Genomic DNA, 21,443 nt, shown 5'->3' with positions numbered 1-21,443 from the left:
AAGCGCGAGATATCAATATGTGTGGAATAGCCGGAATCTGGGGGCCACTGCAAGACAAAGAGCAGGTGCTGGCCGATAGCTGCCGCCGCATACGCCATCGTGGTCCGGATAGCCACGGCCTGTGGGCGGACCATGGCGTCGGGCTGGCCCTGGCCCATGTACGGCTGGCCATCCTGGACCTGACCGAGGCCGGCCACCAGCCCATGGTTTCGGCCTGTGGCCGCTACGTGCTGGTGCTCAATGGCGAGATCTACAACCATCTGGAATTGCGGGCACAGCTCGCGCAGGCCGGGCAGGCGCCCGACTGGCGCGGCCATTCCGACACCGAGACCGTGCTGGCGGGGTTCGCCGCACTGGGTGTCGAGGCGACGCTGCAGGCCGCGGTGGGCATGTATGCCATCGCCTTGTGGGACCGCGAGCGGCGCACGCTGACGCTGGCGCGCGACCGCATGGGCGAAAAGCCGCTGTACTACGGTTATACCGGCGCCAACTTCGTGTTCGCATCGGAATTGAAGGGGCTGATGCCCATTCCCGGCTTCGGGCGCGACCTGAACCGCGCCGCGATGGCTTCGCTGATGCGCCACAATTACATCCCGGCGCCGCAGTCCATTTACGAAGGTATCTACAAGTTGCCGCCGGGCACCTGGCTACAGCTGGGCGAAGCCGAGCTGCAGGGCCGCCGCCTTGCCGAACCGCGCGTGTATTGGTCTGCCTTGCAGGCGGCCGACCAGGGCCTGCAGGCGCCGGCCGCCTATGCGACCGATGCGCAGGCCACGGACGCTCTCGAAGCCATGCTGTCGCAGGCCGTGCGCGGGCAGATGCTGTCCGACGTGAGTCTGGGGGCGTTTCTGTCAGGCGGCATCGACTCGTCTACCATCGTGGCGCTGATGCAGGCGCAAAGCCGCCAGCCGGTGCGCACCTTCGCCATCGGTTTTCACGAGAAAAAGTACAACGAGGCCGAGCACGCCAAGGCAGTGGCGCGGCACCTGGGCACTGACCATACCGAACTGTACGTGACAGCCGACGACGCGCTGGCGGTGGTGCCCACGCTGGCCGACATGTACGACGAGCCGTTTGCCGATTCGTCGCAGATTCCGACTTCGCTGGTGACGCGCATGGCGCGCCAGCATGTCACGGTGGCGCTGTCGGGCGATGGCGGCGATGAGCTGTTCGGCGGCTATTCGCGTTATTTTCGCGTGCGGGACTGGTCGCGCAAGTGCGAGCGCGTGCCGGGGCCCTTGCGCCATGCGATGGGCGCGCTGCTGGGGGCGTCTGCGACACTGCCCGGCCGCGGCGCCTGGCGCGGCAAGGTCGCCAAGCTGGGCGAATTGATGCAGGCCGATACGCGGGGCGAGTTCTACCGCCAGTTCGTGTCCTATTGGAAAGACCCCGGCCGCGTGGTCATCGGCGGGGTCGAGCCCGAGTCGTTGTTTGAACAGCCGATGCAAGGTTCCGCCTTCGACGTGATGATGAAGCTGGACTCGGTGACCTACCTGCCCGATGACATCCTGGTCAAGGTCGATCGCGCCGCCATGGCGGTAAGCCTGGAAACGCGTGTGCCCATGCTGGATCATCGGGTGTACGAGTTCGCGTGGCGCCTGCCCTTCGAATACAAAGTGCGCGGCAACACCGGCAAGTGGCTGCTGCGCCAGGTGCTTTACCGGCACGTGCCCCAGGCCCTGGTAGATCGCCCCAAGCGGGGCTTTGCCGTTCCGCTGGCCAGCTGGCTGCGCGGGCCGCTGCGCGACTGGGCCGAGGCCTTGCTGGACCCGGCCCGCCTGCGGCAGGAAGGCTGGTTCGAACCCGAGCCGATCCTGCGCCGGTGGCGGGAACACGTTTCCGGACACCGCAACTGGGACAGCCGCCTGTGGGGAGTGCTGATGATGCAGGCCTGGCTGGACCGCTATCACGCCGGCGAGGCCGGCGAACAGGATACCGATCGATGAAAATACTGCTGCTGGTCAGTTCCATGCACGCGGGCGGCGCCGAGCGCGTTGCGGCCACTCTGGTCAATGCCTGGACCGATCGCGGTGATACCGTCACCCTGGTGCCTACTTACTCGTCCAAAGGCACCTGCTTTTATCCACTGTCTGACGCAGTGGACCTGATCTGGCTGGCCGACCGCGCGGGCACGCGTTCCAGCGGCCCCATGGGCGCCTGGGTACGGCTGCGGGCGCTGCGCAGCCTGATCCGCGAAAAAGCGCCCGACGTGGTGGTGTCGTTCCTGACGAATGTGAACGTGGCCGCCATACTGGCCACGCGGGGGCTGGGCGTGCCGCTGATCGTGTGCGAGCGCACCAACCCGGTGGTCGAGCGCAGCACGGGCAAAGTATGGCGGGCGCTGCGCCGGCTGTTCTATCCCAGCGCCGACATGGTGACCGTGCAGGCCGAAGACACGGTCGAGCCGTTTGCGTGCCAGGTGCCGGGCATCAAGCAGCTCAAGGTCATTCCCAATCCGCTGCCGCCCGAGCTGCTCGATGCGCCGCTGGTCGACACGCGCGCGCCTGCGCCGCGCAAGCGCCTGCTCGCCATGGGTCGGCTGGCGCCTGCCAAGCAGTTCGACCTGTTGGTGGATGTGTATGGCGAGCTGGCCGGCGAGTTTCCGGAATGGGATCTGTGGATCTGGGGCGAAGGGCCGCAGCGCGACAGTCTGCAGGCTCGCATCGCCTCGGCCGACCTGGCAGGGCGGGTGTGCCTGCCCGGCCGGACCGCCGAACCCTGGGACGAGCTTTCCAAGGGGCATGCTTTTGTGTTGAGTTCGGCGGTGGAAGGGTTCCCCAATGTGCTGCTCGAAGCCATGGCGCTAGGCCTGCCCTGCGTGGCATTCGACTGCCCGAGCGGGCCGCGCGAGATGACGCGCGACGGCCAGGATGCGCTGCTGGTGCCCGCGGGCGATCGCGCCCGCCTGGCCGATGCGCTGCGCCAGGTGATGCGCGATGCGAATCTGCGCCACGGCCTGGGCGCGCGCGCGGCGCAGTCGGTGCGGGCCCGCTATGCGCTGCCGGCCGTGCTGGCCGAATGGGATGGCCTGTTTGCGGCCGTACGAGGCCGGCCATGACGCGGCCAGCCATTCTGCGTGTTACGCATGTCATTACCGGGCTGGGCCAGGGCGGCGCCGAATCGGTGCTGTTCCGGCTGGCCACTTATCCCGACCAGCGCGTGCGCCATACCGTGGTGTCGCTCACCGACGATGGCGTGTATGGCACGCGGCTGCGCCACGCGGGCGTAACCGTGCACACCCTGGACATGCCGCGCGGGCGCCTGACCCTGGGCGGCTTTCTGGCGCTGCGGCGGTTACTGGCGCACGAACGCCCCGATGCGGTGCAGACGTGGATGTACCACGCCGACCTGATCGGCGGGCTGGCCGCGCGGATGGCGGGGGTGCGGGCGGTGGCGTGGGGCATACGCAACTCGGGCGCGTACCTTGATCGCAGCAGCCGATCGGCGCGCCTGGTGCTTAAGTTGTGCGCGCGTCTGTCGGGATGGCTGCCGCGCGCCGTGGTCTGCGCAGCGCGGGATTCCGCGGTGCGCCACCAGCAATACGGTTACCGCCCGGATCGGCTGGTGGTGATTTCCAATGGCTACGACTTGTCGCGCTTCCAGCCCGACGCCGAGGCCGGCCAGCGTATGCGCCGTCTGTGGCAGGTGCCCGATGGCACGCCGCTGGTGGGCTGCGTGGCCAGGTGGGATCCGCTTAAAGACCACGCCAATCTGCTGGGCGCGCTCGCTGCCCTGGTGCGCGACGGGCGCGACCGCGGCATGCATTGCGTGCTGGTGGGCCGCGGCATGTCGCCGGGCAACACCGAGCCGGCCGGGCTGATCGAGCGCCATGGATTGCGCGGCCGTGTGCTGCTGGCCGGGCCCAGCGACGATGTGCCCGCGGTCATGAACGCGCTGGACCTGCACGTTTTGTCCAGTTGCGCCGAAGGGTTTCCCAATGTGGTGGCCGAGGCCATGGCCTGCGGCACGCCTTGCGTGGTGACCAATGTCGGCGACGCCGCGCATATCCTGGGCGACACGGGCCCCGTGGTGGCGCCCGAGCAGCCCGAAGCCCTTGCGCAGGGCATCGCCGCCGCGCTGGACGACGTCGCCGCGCGCGGCCGTGCGGCAGTGGGCGCGCCCGGGCGCGCGCGCGTGCTGGCCGAATTCGATCTTGCCAAGATGGTGGCCGCCTACGAAGCCGTATGGCGGCGCATCGCCGGAGCTGACGCATGAGCCAGCCCGCTCGCTTGCTGTTCGTGGTGAACAACCCGGCTTTTTTCCTGTCGCACCGGCTGCCGCTTGCGCTGGCGGCCCAGCGGGCCGGCTACGACGTGCATGTAGCCACCATGGCGGGAGACAGCGTGCCGCGCATTGCCGCGCATGGCCTGACGCACCATGTCATTCCCATGACTCGCAGCGGCAAGCAGCCGCTGCAGGAGTTGCGCACGATATGGTCGCTGTGGCGCCTGTTTCGCCGGCTGCGGCCGGCCCTGGTGCACCTGGTGACGATCAAGCCGGTGCTGTACGGCGGCATCGCCGCGCGCATGGCCGGCGTGCCCGCCATGGTGTCGGCCATTTCGGGGCTGGGTTTTGTGTTCGTGGCCCAGGGAACCAAGGCGGCGCTGGTGCGGCGCGTGGTGGCCTGGCTGTACTGTCGGGCCCTGGGCCATCGCAACAGTCGGGTGGTGTTTCAGAACAGCAATGACCGCGACACGCTGCGCGGCCTGGGTGTGGTGCGCGACGAGCAAGTCGTAATGATCCGCGGGTCGGGCGTCGACCTGTCCGCTTATCCGGCGATGCCTGAGCCGGCGCCGCCGATTATCGCGCTGATGGTCGCGCGCCTGCTGCGCGACAAAGGGGTGCTGGAATTCGTGGCGGCCGCCCGGATATTGCAGCAGTCTGGCGCCGGCGTGCGCATGCGGCTGGCGGGCGGCATCGACCCGGGCAACCCGGCGTCGGTGACGCAGGCCGACGTCGATGCCTGGCATCGGGAAGGCTGCATCGAGGCGCTGGGCGAACGCAGCGATATTGCCGATCTGTATGCGGCCGCGCATATCGCGGTGCTGCCGTCGTATCGCGAGGGCCTGCCGCGCTCGCTGATCGAGGCGGCCGCATGCGGCAGGGCGGTGGTTACCACTGATGTGCCGGGCTGCCGCGACGCCATCGAGCCCGATGAAACCGGCCTGCTGGTGCCGCCGCGCGATGCGCAGGCCCTGGCCGACGCGATTGGCCGGCTGGCAAGCGACGCCGATCTGCGTCAGCGGCTGGGCCGGGCCGGGCGCCGGCTGGCCGAAAACGAGTTCGATATTGAAGATGTGTGCCGGCGGCACCTGGATATTTATCGTACGCTGCTCGCGTAGCCGCGGCAGGGCGGGCGCCGTGCCGGGCCGGCGCCGACGAGTTCAGCGGCGCGCCAGTGATTCGATCCAGTACCGCGTTGAAGGATCCTGGTCGGCGCCATCGGAAGGCGAGTCGAGCTCGTGGATGATGCGCTTGGCGAGGATCTTGCCGAATTCCACACCCCATTGATCGAATGGGTTGATGCCCCACAGCGCGCCTTGCGCGAACACCTTGTGCTCGTACAGCGCCAGCAGGGCGCCTAGCGAATGGGCGTCCAGCCGCGGCAGTACGATCAGGGTCGAAGGACGCCCGCCCGGATGCACGCGGTGGCGGGCCAGCATGTCGGCGCGGCGCGCATCGGACTCGACGGCGCGCGTTTCCTGCAACGCTTCTTCGTACGACTTGCCGCGCAGCAGTGCCGAGCGCTGCGCGAGGCAGTTGGCGATCAGCATGTTGTGATAACGCGCGTAGCCGTGGTCGGGCTGGGCGCAGATGATGAAGTCCACCGGCGCTCCGGTGGTGTCCTGGTGCAGCCACTGGAAGAAGGTGTGCTGGCAATCGGTGCCCGGCATGCCCCAGACGACGGGTCCGGTGGGCACGCCTACCGGGGTACCGTCGCGCGTGGCCACCTTGCCCAGCGATTCCATGTCGAGCTGCTGCGCCCAGGGAACCAGGTGCAGCAGGCGCGAATCGTACGGCGTGATGGCCAGCGTGGCATAGCCCAGCACGCTGCGATTGGCGATGCCTGCCAGCGCCATCTGCAGCGGCGCATTATCGCGAGGCGGCGCCTGCAGGAAGTGTTCGTCCATGGCGGCGGCGCCCGCCAGTAACTGGTCCAGCGTGTCGCATCCCAGCGCAAGCGCAATCGGCAGGCCGATGGCAGACCACAGCGAATAACGCCCGCCCACCCAGTCCCAGAAACGGAATACGCGGTCCGGCGAGATGCCGAAGTCGAGCGCCGCGTCGACGTTGGCGGTGACGGCGACAACGTGCCTGACCGGGTCCGCCACGCCCGCGTCGCGCAGCCAGTTCATGGCCACTTCGGCGTTGGCCAGCGGTTCGGTGGTGGTGAACGACTTGGACGCCACGATGACCAGCGTGCGGTGCGGGTCGAGCTGGCCCATGGCATCCGCCACCGCATGGGAATCGACGTTGGATGCGAACTGGATGTTGCGCCGCAGGCCGCAATGCCGCAGCGCGCGCGTCACCATGCGGGGGCCCCAGTCGCTGCCGCCGATGCCCAGGTGCAGGATGTCGGTGTAGGCGCCGGTCTGGTCCAGCTCGCGCACGAACCGTCGCACGCGTTCACGCTCGGACAGCACGTCCTGGGCCACGGATGGCGGCGGGTTGGCCGCGCGCAGCGCGGTGTGCCAGGCCTGCCGGCGTTCAGTCCAGTTGGCCTCGCCGCCGTCGTACAGCTGCGCGCGCGCGGCGTCGAAGTTCTGTTGGGCCAGCAGGTCCTGCGCGGCGCGGTCCAGCGCTTCTGACTGCGCCTGGGCCGTAAGGTCGACGCGCAGGCCGGCCGCCTCGATGATATGCAGGCGCTCGCCGTTGCGCGACGCGGTCTGCGCCGCCTGGGCAAAAGCCAGCCACGCGGGGCTGGTCGGCAATGTAGTAGGCATGGTGGCAGATGTGGCTATCAGAAGGGCAAAGTCATGCCGGGGGCGAGCCGCAGCAACTCGCGGCGGAACTCGTCTTTGATGCGCGCTAGCGCTTCGGGCGTATCGGCCTCGAAGCGCAGGACCACCACCGGCGTGGTGTTGGAGGCGCGCGCCAGCCCGAATCCGTCGGCATATTCGGCGCGCACGCCGTCAATTGTGACGATGTCCAGCGCGCCGTCGAAGCGGGCCTGTTCGCGCAGCGCCTGCACCAGTTTGAAGGGCTCGCCTTCGGCCATTTCAAGCTTGAGTTCCGGCGTGGACAAGGCCTGCGGCAGGGCCTCGAGCGGCTCGGACGCGTTGGCGCTGCGCGCCACGATTTCCAGCAGGCGCGCGCCAGTGTACAGGCCGTCGTCAAAGCCGTACCAGCGTTCTTTGAAAAAGATGTGGCCGCTCATTTCGCCGGCCAGGGGCGCGCCGGTTTCGGCGAGTTTGGCCTTGACCAGCGAATGGCCCGTCTGCCACATCAGGGGCTGGCCGCCGGCCTCCTGGATGGCCAGGCCGACGTGGCGGCTGCATTTCACGTCATAGATGATGGTGCTGCCGGGGCAGCGTTGCAGCACGTCGCGCGCGACCAGGATCAACTGGCGGTCGGGCCAGATGATCTGGCCTGACTTCGTGACGACGCCCAGGCGGTCGCCGTCGCCATCAAAGGCCAGCCCCAGTTCGCAATCGGTGCGCGCGACATGGTCGATAAGGTCCTGCAGGTTGTGCGGGTCGGCCGGGTCGGGGTGGTGATTGGGGAAAGTGCCGTCAACCTCGCAGTACAGCTCGTCTACCTGGCAGCCCAATGCGCGGAACAGCTGCGGCGCGACCGCGCCCGCCACGCCATTGCCGCAATCGATCGCGATCTTGAGCGGCCGCGCCAGCTTCACGTCGCCCGCGATGCGCTGTATATATTCGCCCACCAGATCGAGTTCGCGGCGGCTGCCGCGCGGGCCGGCCGGATCGGCTTCGTCTTGTGTGGCGGCATTCATGGCGTCGCGCAGGGCCAGCACGCCCTCTCCGTACAGCGCCTTGCCCGCCATCATCATCTTGAAGCCGTTGTATTGCGGGGGGTTATGGCTGCCCGTAATGGCGACCCCCGAGCCCGTGCCCTGGGTATGCGCCGCGTAGTAGACCAGCGGCGTGGGAACCTGGCCGATATCGATGGTGTCGATGCCGCCGTCACGTATCCCTTCTTGCAAAGCGTGCGCCAGTCCTGCGCTGCTCAGCCGTCCGTCCCGGCCCACCACCAGGGCGGTGACCCCTTGTCGGCGGGCCTGGTCTGCAAGCGCGCGGCCCAGGGTACGGGCAAAACCATCGTTCAGCGGCTGCGGAACGGTGCCCCGGATGTCGTAGGCCTTGAAAACTGCATCGGGATAACGGACGGGTGCGTTCAAGTGAACTCCTTGGATGACTGAGCGCGGCAGCGCCGACCGGACGGCCGCGCAAGATGGATTATCCCCGATTCGCCGTTCGCGCGAGGCGCAGCCCGCCATACAATAGAAAGCCATTTCCTTGCAACCGGCGTGCCTGACGCATCCTTTACCGCTTGCGGCCATGAATCTACTGACTGAATTGCAGAATTTGCTGGGCCCGGCCCACGTGCTGACCGGTTCCGATGCCGATCCGTACCTGCAGGACTGGCGCCGTCGTTACCGTGGCAGCGCCCTGGCGGTGGTGCGGCCCGGCTCTGTGGGCGAGGTGGCCGGCGTGGTGCGCCTGTGCTTGCAGAACGGCACGCCGCTGGTGCCGCAGGGCGGCAATACCGGGCTGTGCGGCGGCGCCACGCCCGACGATTCCGGCCGGGCGGTGTTGTTGTCCACGGCCCGCCTGAACCGCGTGCGCGCCATTGACACCGAAAACGACACAATCACGGTCGAAGCCGGCTGCGTTCTTCAGGCGGTGCAACAGGCGGCGCGCGATGCCGGGCGGCTGTTTCCCCTGAGCCTGGCCGCCGAAGGCAGCTGCACCATAGGCGGCAACCTGGCCACGAACGCCGGCGGAACGCAGGTGCTGCGCTACGGAAATGCCCGCGAGCTGGCATTGGGCCTGGAGGTCGTCACGGCCGAAGGCGAAATCTGGAACGGCCTGCGGGGCCTGCGCAAAGACAACACCGGTTACGACTTGCGCGATCTGTACATCGGCAGCGAAGGTACGCTGGGCATCATCACCGCCGCCACCCTGAGGCTGTATCCCTTGCCGGTGGCGTCGTGCACGGCGCTGCTGGCGCTCGATTCCATCGATGCCGCAGTGGAACTCCTGTCGCGTGCGCGCACCGGCTTCGGGGCTTCCCTGACCGGTTTCGAGCTGATGGCCGGCGATTGCCTGCAATCGGTGGTGCGGCTGTTTCCACAGCAGCGCCTGCCGCTGGAAGGCGCGTCGGCCGGGTCGCCCTGGTTTGCGCTGCTCGAACTGTCCGACAGCGAAAGCGAGGCGCATGCGCGCGAACGCTTCGAGGCCGTACTGGGAGCAGCCATCGAGGCCGGCCTGGTGACTGACGCAGCCATTGCCGCCAATGTGGCGCAAAGTCGCGCCATGTGGCACCTGCGCGAGAGCATTCCACTGGCCGAGGCCGAACTGGGCAAGGGCGTCAAGCACGACGTGTCCATACCCATATCGTCCATCGCGGCGTTCGTGCACACTACCAACGCACTACTGCAGCAGCGCTTTCCCGGCGTGCGCAATGTCGTGTTCGGCCATCTGGGCGACGGCAACCTGCATTACAACGTGGCGCGCGGCCCGGGCCAGACCGAAGCAGACCTGCTGGCGTTGCAGCAGGGCATCTACGATATCGTGCATCGCAGCGTGCAGGAACACGGCGGGTCGATCAGCGCCGAGCACGGCATCGGGCAGCTCAAGCGCGACGAGCTGCCGCACTATAAAAGCGCGCTGGAACTCAGCCTGATGAAGCGCATCAAGCAGGCCCTGGATCCGCATGGACTGATGAACCCCGGCAAGGTCCTGCAGGCGTGACGCGGGCGGTGTCTGACACCCTACGGGAGTCAGACACCAACAGCCCGCAGCGTTGGCGTTAAGTCTTAGGTGTCTGACACCCTACGGGAGTCAGACACCAACAGCCTGCAGCGTTGCGGTTAAGTCTTGGGTGTCTGACACCCTACGGGAGTCAGGCACCAACCATCCGCAGCGTTGCCGTTAAATCTTAGGTGTCTGACTCCCGTAGGGTGTCAGACACCAGGCCAAGCGCGCCTCAGCGTGCCGGCAGCACGGTGCCGGATGCTGCGCCGAAGCCGATGCGGGGGTAGCCGGCTTTTTGGCAGTGCGCGCGCAAGATCACCTGGTCACCGTCTTGCAGGAAGGTGCGGGTTTCGCCCCAGGGCAGTTCGATGGGCGTCTTGCCGCCCTGGGTCAGCTCCAGCAGCGAACCGGCCTGGTCGGGCGCCGGGCCCGATAGCGTGCCGGTGCCCAGCAGATCGCCCGGCTGCAGGTTGCAGCCGTTGACGGTGTGGTGGGCGATCAGCTGCGCAATATTCCAGTAGGCGTCGCGGAAATTGCTGGCCGACAGGCGGGCGGGCGCATGCCCGGCCTGGCGCGAGGCTTCGGTGGCCAGAAACACTTCCAGCTCCACATCGTAGGCGCCGTGCGTGCGGTTGCGCTCTGAAGACAGGTAGGGCAGTGGCTGCGGCTCGCCTTCCTGGCGATTCCATGCAATGCGGAAAGGCTCCAGCGCTTCCATGGTGACGATCCAGGGCGAGATCGTCGATGCGAAGTTCTTGGCCAGGAACGGCCCCAGGGGCTGGTATTCCCAGCCCTGGATGTCGCGAGCCGACCAGTCGTTCAGCAGGCACAGCCCGAAGACGTGCTCGTCGGCCTGGTCCAGGGGGATGCGTTCGCCCTGCGCATTGCCCTTGCCCACGTAGACGCCGAGCTCGAGTTCGTAGTCCAGTCGCTGACAGGGGCCGAACTGGGGCGCCTGGCCGTCTGCCGATGGCCGGGTCTGTCCGACCGGGCGCGGAAAACGTTGCTCGACGCCGATGCTGGAAGCGCGGCCGTGGTAGCCGATGGGGACCCATTTGTAGTTGGGCAGCAGTGGGTTGTCGGGGCGGAACTGCCGGCCCACTGCCGTGGCATGGTGCAGCGAGATATAGAAATCGGTGTAGTCGCCAATATGGGCAGGCGTGGTGTATTCGGCATCGGCCTGGGCGACCAGCAGGGGTTCCAGCTGGCCCTGCAACGGGGACCCCGCGCGCAGGGCTCGCGACAAGGCCAGGCGCAGCGCGCTCCAGTGCGGCTGGCCCAGGGCCATCAGCGCGTTCAGGTTGCTGCCCGTGCAGGCCGCAAGCGCTTGCGCGGCCAACCCGTCGTACGGGTTCTGCCGGGCCAGCGCCGCCAGGTCGAGCACGCGGTCGCCAATGGCCACTCCCGGCCGCCAGGCTTCTTGCGAGCCGCGCCGGCGAAACACGGCGTAGGGCAGATTCTGCACCGGAAAACCGGAGTCAGCGTCATTGGCGCTGTCTACCCAGCTGGTGAGCGCGGTGTCGTGGGTTTCGTTCAAGGTCGTCATGGGATCGGTCAGCGTTCGGCGGGGTTGAAGTGTTTCTTCAGCCCCTGCCAGCATTGGTAATAGTCGTTCTGCAGTTGCGCGCTGCCCAGCGCCTGGGCGGTGGGGCGGATGACGCGGCGCGTTTCGAACATGAAGGCCATCGTATCGCGGATATAGTGCGGCTGGGTCGTGTCGGCAGCGGTGGCCTTCGCAAACGTATCGGCATCGGGCCCGTGGCCGCTCATGCAATTGTGCAGGCTCGCCCCGCCGGGCACGAAGCCTTCGGCTTTGGCATCGTACGCCCCGTGCACCAGGCCCATGAACTCGCTGGCCACATTGCGGTGGAACCAGGGCGGACGGAACGTATCCTCCATCGCCAGCACACGCGGCGGGAAGATGGCGAAATCCACATTGGCGGTGCCCGGCGTGTCGGAAGGCGCGGTCAGCACGGTAAAGATCGACGGGTCGGGATGATCGAAGCTGATCGAGCCTATGACGTTGAAGTGCCGCAGGTCGTACCGATACGGCGCGTGGGTGCCATGCCAGGCCACGACGTCCAGCGGCGAATGGCCGATGCGCGCGCGCCACAGGCCGCCGGTGAACTTGGCAATGAGTTCGAAATCCCCTTCCACATCTTCGTACCACGCCACCGGCGTCTGAAAATCGCGGGGGTTGGCCAGGCAATTCGAGCCGATGGGGCCGAGCTCCGGCAGCCGCAGGGCGGCGCCGAAATTCTCGAGCATGTAGCCGCGCGCCTGGCCGTCCGGCAATTCGACCCGCAGGCGCACGCCGCGGGGTATGACCGCGATCTGTTGCGGGTCGACCTCGACAATGCCCAGCTCCGTGGCCAGGCGCAGGCGGCCCTGTTCGGGCACGATCATCAATTCGCCGTCGGCGTTATAAAAAAAGCGACCCTGCATCGACCGGTTGGCCGCGTACAAGTGTATGCCGACGCCTGCCTGTTCGGCCGGGCCGCCGTTGCCGGCCCAGGTGCGCACGCCCTCGACGAAATCCGTGGGCGCGTCGGGCATGGGCAGTGGCCCCCAGCGCAGCTGGTTGGGCGTGACCGGGCCGCTGCCAAAGTCGCTGAGCCAGCCGGGCGCGCCCGTAAATGGCTCAAAGGGCAGGTGCTGTGCGGCGGGCCGGATGCGGTACAGCCAGGAGCGGCGGTTCTCGTTGCGCGGCGCGGTGAATGCCGTGCCGGAAAGCTGTTCGGCGTACAGGCCATAAGGGCAGCGCTGCGGCGAATTCCGGCCCGTCGGCAGCGCGCCTGGCAGCGCTTCGGTGGCCCAGTCATTGCCAAACCCCGATTGATATTGCAGGGACATGGGTTTCTCTCTCGGTTCGTTACGCGCGCCTGAGTGCGCGGGTAGCTCCGGGCGGGTAGCTCCGGGCGGGCAGCTCCGGACGGGTAGCTCCGGGCGGGCGGCTTCAGTATTGTCAGCAAAAGAACGGGGGTTGGCTATGGGAATACAGAAATATCGACTATAAATTCCGTGAATATCCCCGCCACATCCCGTTATTCATTCACCTATGGCCGAGCTTCGCAATCTTGACCTGAACCTGCTCGTGCTATTCCAGTACTTGCTGGAAGAGCGCAATATTTCGGCGGTGGCCCGGCGCCTGGATCTGTCGCAGCCCGCGGTCAGCAACGCGCTGCGGCGGCTGCGCACCGCCCTGGGCGACGATCTGTTCGTGCGTACGCCGCATGGCATGCAGCCCACGCCGCATGCCGAGCGGCTGGGCGGGCCGGTCAGCGAAGCGCTGGCGCTGTTGTCGCACACCCTTGAAGCCACGCACGAGTTCCGCCCTGCGCACAGCCAGCGACGTTTCCGCATCGCCATGTCGGACGTTGGCGAAATTCATTTCATGCCCAGGCTGATCGAACTCTGCGCCCGCCATGCGCCTGCCGTGCGCATCGACTCACTGCGCTTGCAAGGCGCGGACCTGCGTCGCGAAATGGATGCGGGCCGCGTCGACCTGGCCATCGGCGCGTTTGAAGGGTTGGGCAGCGGCATCATGCAGCGAATGTTGTTCCGCCAGGGGTACGCCACGCTGTTTCGCCGGGGCCACCCCAGCGCGCACGAAGGCATGAGCCTGAAGGCGTTTCGCACGGCTAGCCACCTGGTGGTGTCGCGCGCCGCGCCGTACGGCCAGGTGAACCAGGCGCTGGAAAAGGCCGGCGTGGCCCTGGCGGCGAATTTCAGCGTGCCGCATTTCTCGGCGGTGCCCTACGTCGTCAGCACAACCGACCTGCTGGTGACGGTGCCTCACAAGCTTGCCGCCGGCGTGGCGCCTTATTTCCGGCTGGGCATGCTGACGCCGCCGGTGCGCGTGCCTGCGCTGCAGACCAACCTGTACTGGCACCGGCGATTTCATCGCGACAGCGGCAGCCAGTGGCTGCGCGCCCTGGTGCTGGATACGTTCGCCGAGACAGCCTGACCGCCGCCGTGGCGGCGTGAGCTGCCAGCCTTAGCCGGCTCATGCTGCGTGTGGGCGGCCTATGGGTTACGCCTTGATGGCTCGGCGGGTGCGGCCGCGTCCGTCAATACCGAACGGCGCGCCCTTTCCAGGGCTTCGCTTATCACTTCCATATCGCCGATATGGTTGGCAAGCAGCAGGATCAGGGCCGCGTTGAGCTCGGCGCTTTGCGTATCGTCCAGGTCGCGGTGCGTGTCGATCAGCGCCTCGTAGAACGCATCGGGCGAAGCCAGGTTGGGGTCGATGATCAAGGGCATGAGTCCGGGGTCCTTTCAGGCGTTGCCCAGCGCACGGGCCAGGGCTTGCGCCACGGCGGCCGCATCGAAGGCGCGCCAGCGGGCGGCCAGGTGCTGGTCGGGCCGCAGCAGGTAGCAGGTGCCCGGCCGCGCGTCGTAGCGTTGCACCAGATGGCCCTGCGTGTCGTGCGCCACGCTGAACTGCGGCGGCGCATCCAGCGGCGCGCCGTCTCCCACCAATACGATGCGCACCGGCGCAGCTCCGGCAGACAGCGCCTGCAAGGCGTCCACGACGGCGGCTTCCGGTTGCAGGCCGCCACAGAATAACGCCAGTACAAAGCGTCCGTCCAGGTAAGACAGCCACCAGGCATCGCTGCCGTCGGCAGCCTGCACGGGCGCATCCAATGCCACGGCGCCCGGCGTCATGCGGCTTGCGTAGGTGTCGTCATCGGGCGTGTTCAGCGGCGTATCGGCATAGGCGGTGGGCAGCGACAGGCGTCCGCTGTTGACCAGGCCTCGCGCAAAAGGATGTTCGCGCGCGAGATTCAGCACGGCATTGCGAAAACTGCGGCTGGCCGCGCTCTTGGGCGTAATGAAATCTGTGGATCGCGTGGAGTTCAACAGGTTCTCATCGGCGGCCAGTTCGCGCTCGGCGGTGTACGTGTCGATAAGCGTTTCTGGCGCCAGGCCGTCGAGCACGGCCTGCAGCTTCCATGCCAGGTTCTCTGCATCCTGCACGCCGCTGTTGGCTCCGCGCGCCCCGAACGGGGACACGCGATGCGCGGCATCGCCTGCAAACAGCACGCGTCCGTGGCGGAACGTATCCATGCGTTCGCAGGCAAAGGTATACACGCTGACCCATTCCAGTTCGAACTGGGCGTCGGCGCCCAGCAGCGCGCGTATGCGCGGCAGCACATTGGCGGGCTTGACCGCTTCTGCGGGGTCGGCGTTCCAGCCGAGCTGGAAGTCGATGCGCCAGATGTTGTCGGGCTGCATGTGCAGCAGAACCGACTGGTTGGGATGGAAGGGCGGATTGAACCAGAACCAGCGTTCGGCCGGAAAATCCGCCGTCATGCGTACGTCTGCGATCAGGAAGCGGTCTTTGAATACGCGCCCGTGGGCCTCCTGGCCCAGCATTTTGCGCACCGGCGAGCGGGCTCCGTCGCAGGCGATCAGCCATTGCGCCTGCAGGGTATAGGGGCCGTCGGGCGTTTCTACCTGCAAGTCCACCCCATCGGGCCGCTGTGCGATGTCGACGACCTTGTTCTTCCAGCGCAGGTCGATCAGGGGATGGTCGCGCGCCGCTTCATACAGATAGCCTTCCGCGTAATACTGCTGCAGGTTCACGAAAGCCGGGCGGCGATGGCCGGGCTCGGGCAGCAGGTCGAATCGCCAGACTTCCTGATCGCGGAAAAACACCCGCCCCACATGCCACGACACCCCTTTGGACGCGATGCGTTCACCCACGCCCAGGCGGTCCCAGATTTCCAGGGTGCGCTTGGCAAAGCATATGGCCCGCGAGCCTGTAGACAGGCGGCAGTCGTCGTCCAGCAGCACGACGGCAATGCCGCGCTGGGCCAGGTCTAGCGCGGCGGTCAGCCCCACCGGCCCGGCGCCCACCACGATCACGCGATGTGCGGCGGGCGGCTGGCGGGACTGGTCGGCATGTTTTTGATAGGCGAACTCCAGCGCCTGGTAATCAGTGTGTGTCACGCGTTGTCTCCTGGCGGCGGGCAGGGCCCGCCCTATGCGCCGTGGCGTCCTCTGGCGGGACGCTGGCGCAGCCGGCATGGCTGGGCGAAGGGCTTCAGCCTTCGAGCTGCTGCCACATCTCGCGGTCGCGCTTGTCCGTCCAGATGCGCGGATGATCGTGCCCGGTGGCCTCGTCGTAGGCGCGCGATACGTCAAACGGCATGCAATGGTCGAAGATCACCCAGTCGCTGTAGCGCGGCCGCATGAAGTCGTACACCTCGCGGTAGATCGTTTTCAGGTCTTTGCCATCGGCCACGCCGCGCAGCACTGCGGCGTACAGGTCCGTCAGGAAGGCGCGCGTGCCGGCCAGCCCCTGGCGCACTTCGGTGGCGTTCTTCAGGGCGGGGCCGCGGCCGGGAACCATTTTCTCTGCGTTGAACGTGGCCAGCGCGTCCAGCGTCGCGGGCCAGTCGCGGAAATAAGCGTCGCCGCAATATGGCGTGGACTGGTACTCGACCAGATCGCCCGCAAACAGGATTTTCTGGTCGGGCAGCCAGGCGATGGTGTCGCCCTTGGTATGGCCGCGGCCCACTTGCAGCAGATGCACTTCCAGGTTGCCCAGGTTCACCGTCATGGCGCCCTGGAACGTCATCGTGGGCCATACCAGGCCCGGCGGAATGGATTCGACGTTGCGGAACAGGCGCGGAAAGCGGCCGATTTCGCTTGCCTTGTCCTGCTCGCCGCGCTCGGCGATCAAGTCGTACGTGTCGCGGCTGGCCAGGATTTCCTGGGCGTTATAGGCTGAAGCGCCGAATACGCGCACAGCATGGTAGTGCGACAGCAGGATGTATTTGATCGGCTTGTCGGTAACTTCACGGATGCGGCGGATCACGTCCTGCGCCATGACAGGCGTAGCCTGGGTGTCGACCACCATGACGGCCTCGTCACCTATGATGACGCCCGTATTGGGATCGCCCTCGGCAGTGTAGGCATAGGCGTTGTCCGACAGTTTTTCAAAGGTCACGACCTTGTCGGCAAGGTCGCCTTGCGATGCGAATTGTTTGCTCATGGCGTCTCCTGGCGAGTGCATAGGGCAGGGGCGTGCCTGCCGGCGTCCATGGCGGCCACTATAGACCTTGATTCGTTTTTATGCAATTCGTTTGCTATAAACGAATATGCCGTGCGCAGGCCCGCGTCGCCAGGTGCGTGCAGGCCTAGCGGCGTTGGCAGGACGGACAGAAGTACGTGGCGCGCTGGCCCTGCACCACGCGCCGGATCGGCGTTGCGCACACACGGCAGGGCATGCCCGCCCGCTCGTATACGGCCGCGTGTATATCGAAATAGCTGCCCGGCTGGCCGGTCGCGCCCACATAATCGCGCAGCGTGCTGCCGCCCGAGGCAAGCGCGTCGGCCAAGGTGGCGCGGACCATATCCGCCAGGCGCGTGCAGCGCGCCAGCGACACGCGCCGCGCGGGGGTGCGCGGGTCGATGCCCGCACGGAACAGGCTTTCGGATGCGTAAATATTGCCTACCCCCACCACGGCGTCGCCCGCGAGCAGGGCCTGCTTGACGGCGATGTCGCGGCCGCGGAAATGGCTGTGCAGCCACGCGCCATCAAAACGTGGGTCGAAGGGTTCGATGCCCAGGCGCGCCAGCAAGGGGTGCGACGTAACCGGCCCCGCTTGGCCGCAATGCCACAGCACCGCACCGAAGCGGCGCGGATCGTGCAGGCGCAACACGGCGTGGTCGAAGATCCAGTCCACGTGGTCGTGTTTGCGCGGCGCCTCGTCCTGCGGCACGCTGCGCAGCGATCCAGACATGCCCAGGTGCACGATTTGCGTGCCGTGTTCGAAGCGCAGCAGCAAGTACTTGCCGCGGCGCGCGCATTCAAGCACGGTGCGCCCCGCCAGCAGGTCGGGCAGTTCGTCCGGAATGGGCCATCGCATGCGCGGCTCGCGCACCAGCAGGCGGCGCAGCGTCTTGCCCGTGATGACGGCATCGATGCCGCGGCGGGTGGTTTCTACTTCGGGGAGTTCCGGCATGAGCCAGTGTAAGATGATCGCAAGTGTATAGATGATTGTGCCACCAACCGGACAGGCCGCGTGAAGTCGTTGCTTAAACAAGTTCATCCCGTACTAGCCATGCTGGCGCTCGCGCTGGCGGGTTTGCAGTCTTTGCCGGCTCTGGCGGCCGACCGCGTTCCGGGCGACGCCACCGGGCCGCGTCTGGTGCCCCCCTCGCGCACGCCCGAAACCCAGGTCATACGGCTGCGGCCCGGGCAGGCGCCGCTGGTTACCCTTACCGCCGACGTCTTCTACCGCATACTGGCTTCCGAAATCGCCGCGCAGCGCGGCATGTACAGCACGGCGGCGTCCACACTGGTGAACCTGGCGCGCGAAACCGGCGATGCGCGGCTGGCGCGCCGCGCTCTCGAATTCCAGCTGGCGGGCGGCAACCTGGCCGGCGCACTCGATGCCGCGCGCGAATGGTCCCGGCTGGCGCCGGCCGATGTCGAGGCTTCGTCCACCGAACTGGCGCTGGCCGCGGCCAATGGCGAGACGACCGGCCTGGCCGCTGCGCTGCGTGCGCGCATCGATGCAGCGTCAGACAAGCCGGCCGCCATTGCCCAGGCCCTGGGCGTGCTGGGCCGCCTGAACGACCGCAGACTGGCCCTGCGCATTCTGGACGAGGCGCTCAGCCCCGCCGTGCGCAAGCTGCCCGAAGCCCACCTGGCGCTGGCCGACGTGGCGCAGGCCGCCGGCGACGACCGCCGGGCCGCCGACGAAGCGCGCGCCGCCCTGGCGGCCGATCCGCGTTCCGAGGCCGCCGCGCAGCGCGTGCTCGAATACGGCGCGCGCGTCGACCCGACGCGCGCCGAAATCGAGGCCCGTGCGTTCCTGCTCAAGTATCCCGATTCACGCAAACTGCAGTTGTCATTGGCCGCGCTGATGGCCGACCAGGGCAACTACGATGGTGCGCTGGCCGAACTGCAAGCCATGGCGCGCCGCTCGCCCGAAGACTTCGACCTGTTGTTCATGCAGGCGCAACTGGCTTACAAGGCCGGGCGCAAAGACCAGGCCCGGCATCTGTTGCAGCAGTACCTGGACGTGCAGAACCAGCGCCAGGAGTCCATCGCCCCGGGCGCCAGCGATGCGGCGGCCGCCGAGGCCGACGCGCGCGTGCTGTTGTCGCGCATTGCCGAAGACCAGGGCAATTTCGACGAAGCCGTCGCCCAGTTGGGCCAGATCGACGATCCGGCGCTGCGCTATTCCGCGCAGATGCGCCAGGCCGGCTTGCGCGCCAAGCAAGGCCGCACTGACGAGGCGCTGGCAATGATCGACGCCGCCCAGCCGCAAGACGAGGACGATCAACTGCAGGGCCTGCTCACGCGCGCACAGATCCTGCGCGATGGCGATCGGCTGGACCAGGCGGTGGCCACGCTCGAGGCCGCCAACCAGGCGCAGCCCGATACGGTCGAGATCAAGTACGAACTCGCCATGCTGTATGAACGCGTGGGCCGCTACGACGACCTTGAAACGCAGCTGCGCCAGGTTATCGCCATCGACCCCGAACATGCCCATGCCTACAACGCGTTGGGCTATACGTTGGCCGACCGCAATCAGCGCCTGCCCGAAGCGCTCGATCTCATCACGCAGGCGCTCGAGCTGCTGCCGGACGACCCCTTTATCCTGGACAGCATGGGCTGGGTCAAATTCCGCATGGGCGACCACCAGGCCGCGGTCGACTACCTGAGACGCGCCTATGCGCAGCGCCCCGAGCCCGATATTGCCGCGCACCTGGCCGAAGTGCTGTCCGCGCAAGGCAAGCGCGAACAGGCGCGCGAACTGCTGCACGAAGGCTACAGAAAAGACCCCAACAACCAGACCTTGCTCGATACCGCCAAGCGGCTGGGGGTGCCGCTGTGATGGCAGTCGCGCATCATGCCAAGCATGCGGGGGGCTGGCTGCGAGGCTGGCTTGCGGCCGGGCTGTGCGCGATGCTGGCGGCCTGCGCCAGCGTGCCGGACGGCCCCGCGGCCACGCGCGCCGACGCTTTCACGCGCGGCGGGCGTTTCGCCATCACCGTCACCGAAGCCACCGGCCAGCAGCAGGCAGTGCAGGGCGGCTTTACCTGGCGCGACGACGGCCAGCGTTACCAGCTCGATCTCACCAATCCGCTGGGTTCTACCGAAGCGCGCGTTGAAGGGTTGCCTGGCCATGCCACGCTGACCAAGGCCGACGGCACGGTGCTGCGCGCCGATACGCCCGACGCGCTGGCCGAAGAAGCGCTGGGCGGGCCGGTGCCGGTATCGGGCCTGCGCCACTGGCTGCGCGGTCAGGTAGCCGACAATGCGCAAGTGGCGGCGCTCGAGCGCGACGCCCAGGGGCGTCCGGCGTCTTTCGAGCAAGACGGCTGGCACGCCCGCCTGTCGCGCTACGACGCCCAAGGCCCGGGCCTGCTGGTCTTGCAGCGCGCCGAACCGGGGCGCCGCATCGTCGTGCGGCTGGCCATCAGCCAGCCCTGACCTTCCGTCATGCTGTACGACGTTCCGGCCCCGGCCAAGCTCAACCTGTTTCTGCACGTAGTCGGGCGCCGGCCCGATGGCTACCACCTGCTGCAGACGGTTTTCCGTTTTATCGGCCTGTACGACACGCTGCACTTCGACACGCGCGCCGACGGCCGCATCAGCCGCGCCGCCGACCTGCCGGGCGTGCCGCCCGAACAAGACCTTACCCTGCGCGCCGCGCGCGCCCTGCAGCAGGCCACCGGCACCCGCCTGGGCGCACAGATCGCGCTTGAAAAAGTCATTCCGCAAGGGGGCGGCCTGGGCGGCGGGTCCAGCGACGCCGCGTCCACCCTGATCGCCCTGAACCGCCTGTGGGGCACGGGGCTGACCCGGCGCGAGCTCATGGCGCTGGCGCTGCCGCTGGGCGCCGACGTGCCGGTGTTCGTTTTCGGCCAATCGGCCTTCGCCGAAGGCGTGGGCGAAGTGCTCACGGCCGTTGCGCTGCCGCCCGCTGCCTATCTGGTAGCCCAGCCCGATGCCAGCGTACCGACGGCCAGTATTTTTTCGGCCCCCGATTTGACACGCGACACGCCTTCAGTCACAATAGCGGACTTTCTTGCTGAGCAAGATTTCAGCGCAGGTGGCAATGCTGCCGAAGCGGGGGGGCTTGCAAGGTTTTATGGCAAGAACGACTTGGAGCCGGTGGTCTTTCGGCGCTACCCTGAAGTACATGGGGCTGCGCAGTGGCTGTCGGGGCATGGTGTCCATGTCCGCATGTCAGGGTCTGGCGCGTGTTTGTTCGCGCAGTACCGTACAGAGCAACAAGCCGTTTTGGCGCAGCAGGAAATTACCGCTACAATGCGCGTCGCCGGTAAATCAATCGGCAACACGCAACCCGGGTTTCGGTTATTGCGGGCATGTCCCGGCCTGATCGAACATCCGTTGCGGAACTGGATCGCAAGATAGTTGGGGAGTCGCCAAGCTGGTTAAGGCACCGGATTTTGATTCCGGCATGCGAAGGTTCGAATCCTTCCTCCCCAGCCACCCAACAAAATAAAAAA

Annotated in this window: 16 protein-coding genes, 1 tRNA gene and 1 pseudogene; 10 read left to right on the top strand and 8 right to left on the bottom strand. The window is 67.1% G+C overall.

The window, feature by feature from the left end:
* Positions 1–17: 17 nt before the first annotated feature.
* From asnB to CAL18_RS15035, 4 genes are read left to right on the top strand one after another with little or no spacing between them, the layout of a single operon-like run.
* Positions 18–1,946 carry an asparagine synthase (glutamine-hydrolyzing) gene (gene asnB / locus CAL18_RS15050; protein ID WP_094818208.1) on the top strand — a complete coding sequence of 643 codons (1,929 nt, stop codon included), beginning with the start codon at positions 18–20 and terminating at the stop codon, positions 1,944–1,946.
* Entirely contained in the window at positions 1,943–3,058 is a 1,116-nt protein-coding gene (locus CAL18_RS15045; protein WP_094818207.1) for a glycosyltransferase family 4 protein, read from the top strand. Before asnB ends, CAL18_RS15045 begins: the two co-directional genes overlap by 4 nt.
* Complete coding sequence (locus CAL18_RS15040; RefSeq protein WP_094818206.1) at positions 3,055–4,215, top strand: glycosyltransferase family 4 protein; 1,161 nt, start codon at positions 3,055–3,057, stop codon at positions 4,213–4,215. Before CAL18_RS15045 ends, CAL18_RS15040 begins: the two co-directional genes overlap by 4 nt.
* Positions 4,212–5,342 carry a glycosyltransferase family 4 protein gene (locus CAL18_RS15035; RefSeq protein WP_094797258.1) on the top strand — a complete coding sequence of 377 codons (1,131 nt, stop codon included), beginning with the start codon at positions 4,212–4,214 and terminating at the stop codon, positions 5,340–5,342. The genes CAL18_RS15040 and CAL18_RS15035 overlap by 4 nt, the downstream gene beginning before the upstream one ends.
* A 42-nt stretch (positions 5,343–5,384) precedes the next feature.
* On the opposite strand, the gene pgi is transcribed toward CAL18_RS15035, so the two are convergent.
* Positions 5,385–6,944, bottom strand: a complete 1,560-nt coding sequence (gene pgi / locus CAL18_RS15030) for a glucose-6-phosphate isomerase (protein ID WP_026638822.1) — start codon at positions 6,942–6,944, stop codon at positions 5,385–5,387.
* Between the two features lie 17 nt (positions 6,945–6,961).
* On the bottom strand, positions 6,962–8,362 hold the full coding sequence (locus tag CAL18_RS15025) for a phosphomannomutase/phosphoglucomutase (protein ID WP_249278417.1): 1,401 nt from the start codon (positions 8,360–8,362) through the stop codon (positions 6,962–6,964).
* 160 nt (positions 8,363–8,522) lie between these two features.
* On the opposite strand from CAL18_RS15025, the gene CAL18_RS15020 reads away from it, so the two are divergent.
* Positions 8,523–9,938 carry an FAD-binding oxidoreductase gene (locus CAL18_RS15020; protein ID WP_094818204.1) on the top strand — a complete coding sequence of 472 codons (1,416 nt, stop codon included), beginning with the start codon at positions 8,523–8,525 and terminating at the stop codon, positions 9,936–9,938.
* Positions 9,939–10,173: 235 nt separating this feature from the next.
* Here the strand turns inward: CAL18_RS15020 and fahA are convergent, their stop codons facing one another.
* Both fahA and hmgA read right to left on the bottom strand, forming a co-directional pair.
* Positions 10,174–11,487, bottom strand: coding sequence for a fumarylacetoacetase (gene fahA / locus CAL18_RS15015; RefSeq protein ID WP_094818203.1), 1,314 nt, complete (start codon positions 11,485–11,487; stop codon positions 10,174–10,176).
* Between the two features lie 8 nt (positions 11,488–11,495).
* A complete protein-coding gene (gene hmgA / locus CAL18_RS15010) occupies positions 11,496–12,794 on the bottom strand; it encodes a homogentisate 1,2-dioxygenase (RefSeq protein ID WP_094818202.1) in 1,299 nt (432 codons plus the stop codon).
* A gap of 205 nt (positions 12,795–12,999) precedes the next feature.
* On the opposite strand from hmgA, the gene CAL18_RS15005 reads away from it, so the two are divergent.
* Positions 13,000–13,908, top strand: coding sequence for a LysR family transcriptional regulator (locus tag CAL18_RS15005; RefSeq protein WP_094818201.1), 909 nt, complete (start codon positions 13,000–13,002; stop codon positions 13,906–13,908).
* Between the two features lie 59 nt (positions 13,909–13,967).
* On the opposite strand, the gene CAL18_RS15000 is transcribed toward CAL18_RS15005, so the two are convergent.
* From CAL18_RS15000 to mutM, 4 genes are all read right to left on the bottom strand, one after another.
* A complete protein-coding gene (locus CAL18_RS15000) occupies positions 13,968–14,204 on the bottom strand; it encodes a DUF2783 domain-containing protein (RefSeq protein ID WP_026639536.1) in 237 nt (78 codons plus the stop codon).
* 15 nt (positions 14,205–14,219) lie between these two features.
* Complete coding sequence (locus CAL18_RS14995; RefSeq protein ID WP_094818200.1) at positions 14,220–15,896, bottom strand: FAD-dependent oxidoreductase; 1,677 nt, start codon at positions 15,894–15,896, stop codon at positions 14,220–14,222.
* A 94-nt stretch (positions 15,897–15,990) separates the two neighbouring features.
* Entirely contained in the window at positions 15,991–16,944 is a 954-nt protein-coding gene (locus tag CAL18_RS14990; protein ID WP_026639534.1) for an MBL fold metallo-hydrolase, read from the bottom strand.
* A gap of 145 nt (positions 16,945–17,089) precedes the next feature.
* Positions 17,090–17,917, bottom strand: a complete 828-nt coding sequence (gene mutM, locus CAL18_RS14985) for a bifunctional DNA-formamidopyrimidine glycosylase/DNA-(apurinic or apyrimidinic site) lyase (protein WP_094797253.1) — start codon at positions 17,915–17,917, stop codon at positions 17,090–17,092.
* Between mutM and CAL18_RS14980 the strand changes: the two are divergent.
* The 4 genes and pseudogenes from CAL18_RS14980 to CAL18_RS14965 all read left to right on the top strand — a co-directional run bounded on the left by CAL18_RS14980 (position 17,916) and on the right by CAL18_RS14965 (position 21,426).
* Positions 17,916–19,801, top strand: a pseudogene (locus CAL18_RS14980) (tetratricopeptide repeat protein). The gene mutM and the pseudogene CAL18_RS14980 sit on opposite strands and share 2 nt — an antisense overlap.
* 71 nt (positions 19,802–19,872) lie before the next feature.
* Positions 19,873–20,400, top strand: a complete 528-nt coding sequence (gene lolB / locus CAL18_RS14975; protein ID WP_231494566.1) for a lipoprotein insertase outer membrane protein LolB — start codon at positions 19,873–19,875, stop codon at positions 20,398–20,400.
* Between the two features lie 9 nt (positions 20,401–20,409).
* Complete coding sequence (ispE, locus tag CAL18_RS14970) at positions 20,410–21,348, top strand: 4-(cytidine 5'-diphospho)-2-C-methyl-D-erythritol kinase (RefSeq protein ID WP_094818199.1); 939 nt, start codon at positions 20,410–20,412, stop codon at positions 21,346–21,348.
* A 1-nt stretch (position 21,349) separates the two neighbouring features.
* A tRNA-Gln gene (locus CAL18_RS14965) sits at positions 21,350–21,426 on the top strand.
* The last annotated feature ends 17 nt before the right edge of the window (positions 21,427–21,443 follow it).

The sequence above is a fragment of the Bordetella genomosp. 7 genome (assembly GCF_002261415.1).
Taxonomy (GTDB): Bacteria; Pseudomonadota; Gammaproteobacteria; order Burkholderiales; family Burkholderiaceae_B; genus Bordetella_A.
Note: the sequence above shows the minus strand (reverse complement) of the source record. Positions and strands in the feature narration are given on the sequence as shown.

What these genes read in the sequence shown, in the direction of transcription:
- asnB (WP_094818208.1), top strand. Translation starts at nt 18, where the DNA reads ATGTGTGGAATAGCCGGAATCTGGGGGCCACTGCAAGACAAAGAGCAG.
- CAL18_RS15045 (WP_094818207.1), top strand. Translation starts at nt 1,943, where the DNA reads ATGAAAATACTGCTGCTGGTCAGTTCCATGCACGCGGGCGGCGCCGAG.
- CAL18_RS15040 (WP_094818206.1), top strand. Translation starts at nt 3,055, where the DNA reads ATGACGCGGCCAGCCATTCTGCGTGTTACGCATGTCATTACCGGGCTG.
- CAL18_RS15035 (WP_094797258.1), top strand. Translation starts at nt 4,212, where the DNA reads ATGAGCCAGCCCGCTCGCTTGCTGTTCGTGGTGAACAACCCGGCTTTT.
- pgi (WP_026638822.1), bottom strand. Translation starts at nt 6,944, where the DNA reads ATGCCTACTACATTGCCGACCAGCCCCGCGTGGCTGGCTTTTGCCCAG.
- CAL18_RS15020 (WP_094818204.1), top strand. Translation starts at nt 8,523, where the DNA reads ATGAATCTACTGACTGAATTGCAGAATTTGCTGGGCCCGGCCCACGTG.
- fahA (WP_094818203.1), bottom strand. Translation starts at nt 11,487, where the DNA reads ATGACGACCTTGAACGAAACCCACGACACCGCGCTCACCAGCTGGGTA.
- hmgA (WP_094818202.1), bottom strand. Translation starts at nt 12,794, where the DNA reads ATGTCCCTGCAATATCAATCGGGGTTTGGCAATGACTGGGCCACCGAA.
- CAL18_RS15005 (WP_094818201.1), top strand. Translation starts at nt 13,000, where the DNA reads ATGGCCGAGCTTCGCAATCTTGACCTGAACCTGCTCGTGCTATTCCAG.
- CAL18_RS15000 (WP_026639536.1), bottom strand. Translation starts at nt 14,204, where the DNA reads ATGCCCTTGATCATCGACCCCAACCTGGCTTCGCCCGATGCGTTCTAC.
- CAL18_RS14990 (WP_026639534.1), bottom strand. Translation starts at nt 16,944, where the DNA reads ATGAGCAAACAATTCGCATCGCAAGGCGACCTTGCCGACAAGGTCGTG.
- mutM (WP_094797253.1), bottom strand. Translation starts at nt 17,917, where the DNA reads ATGCCGGAACTCCCCGAAGTAGAAACCACCCGCCGCGGCATCGATGCC.
- lolB (WP_231494566.1), top strand. Translation starts at nt 19,873, where the DNA reads ATGCTGGCGGCCTGCGCCAGCGTGCCGGACGGCCCCGCGGCCACGCGC.
- ispE (WP_094818199.1), top strand. Translation starts at nt 20,410, where the DNA reads ATGCTGTACGACGTTCCGGCCCCGGCCAAGCTCAACCTGTTTCTGCAC.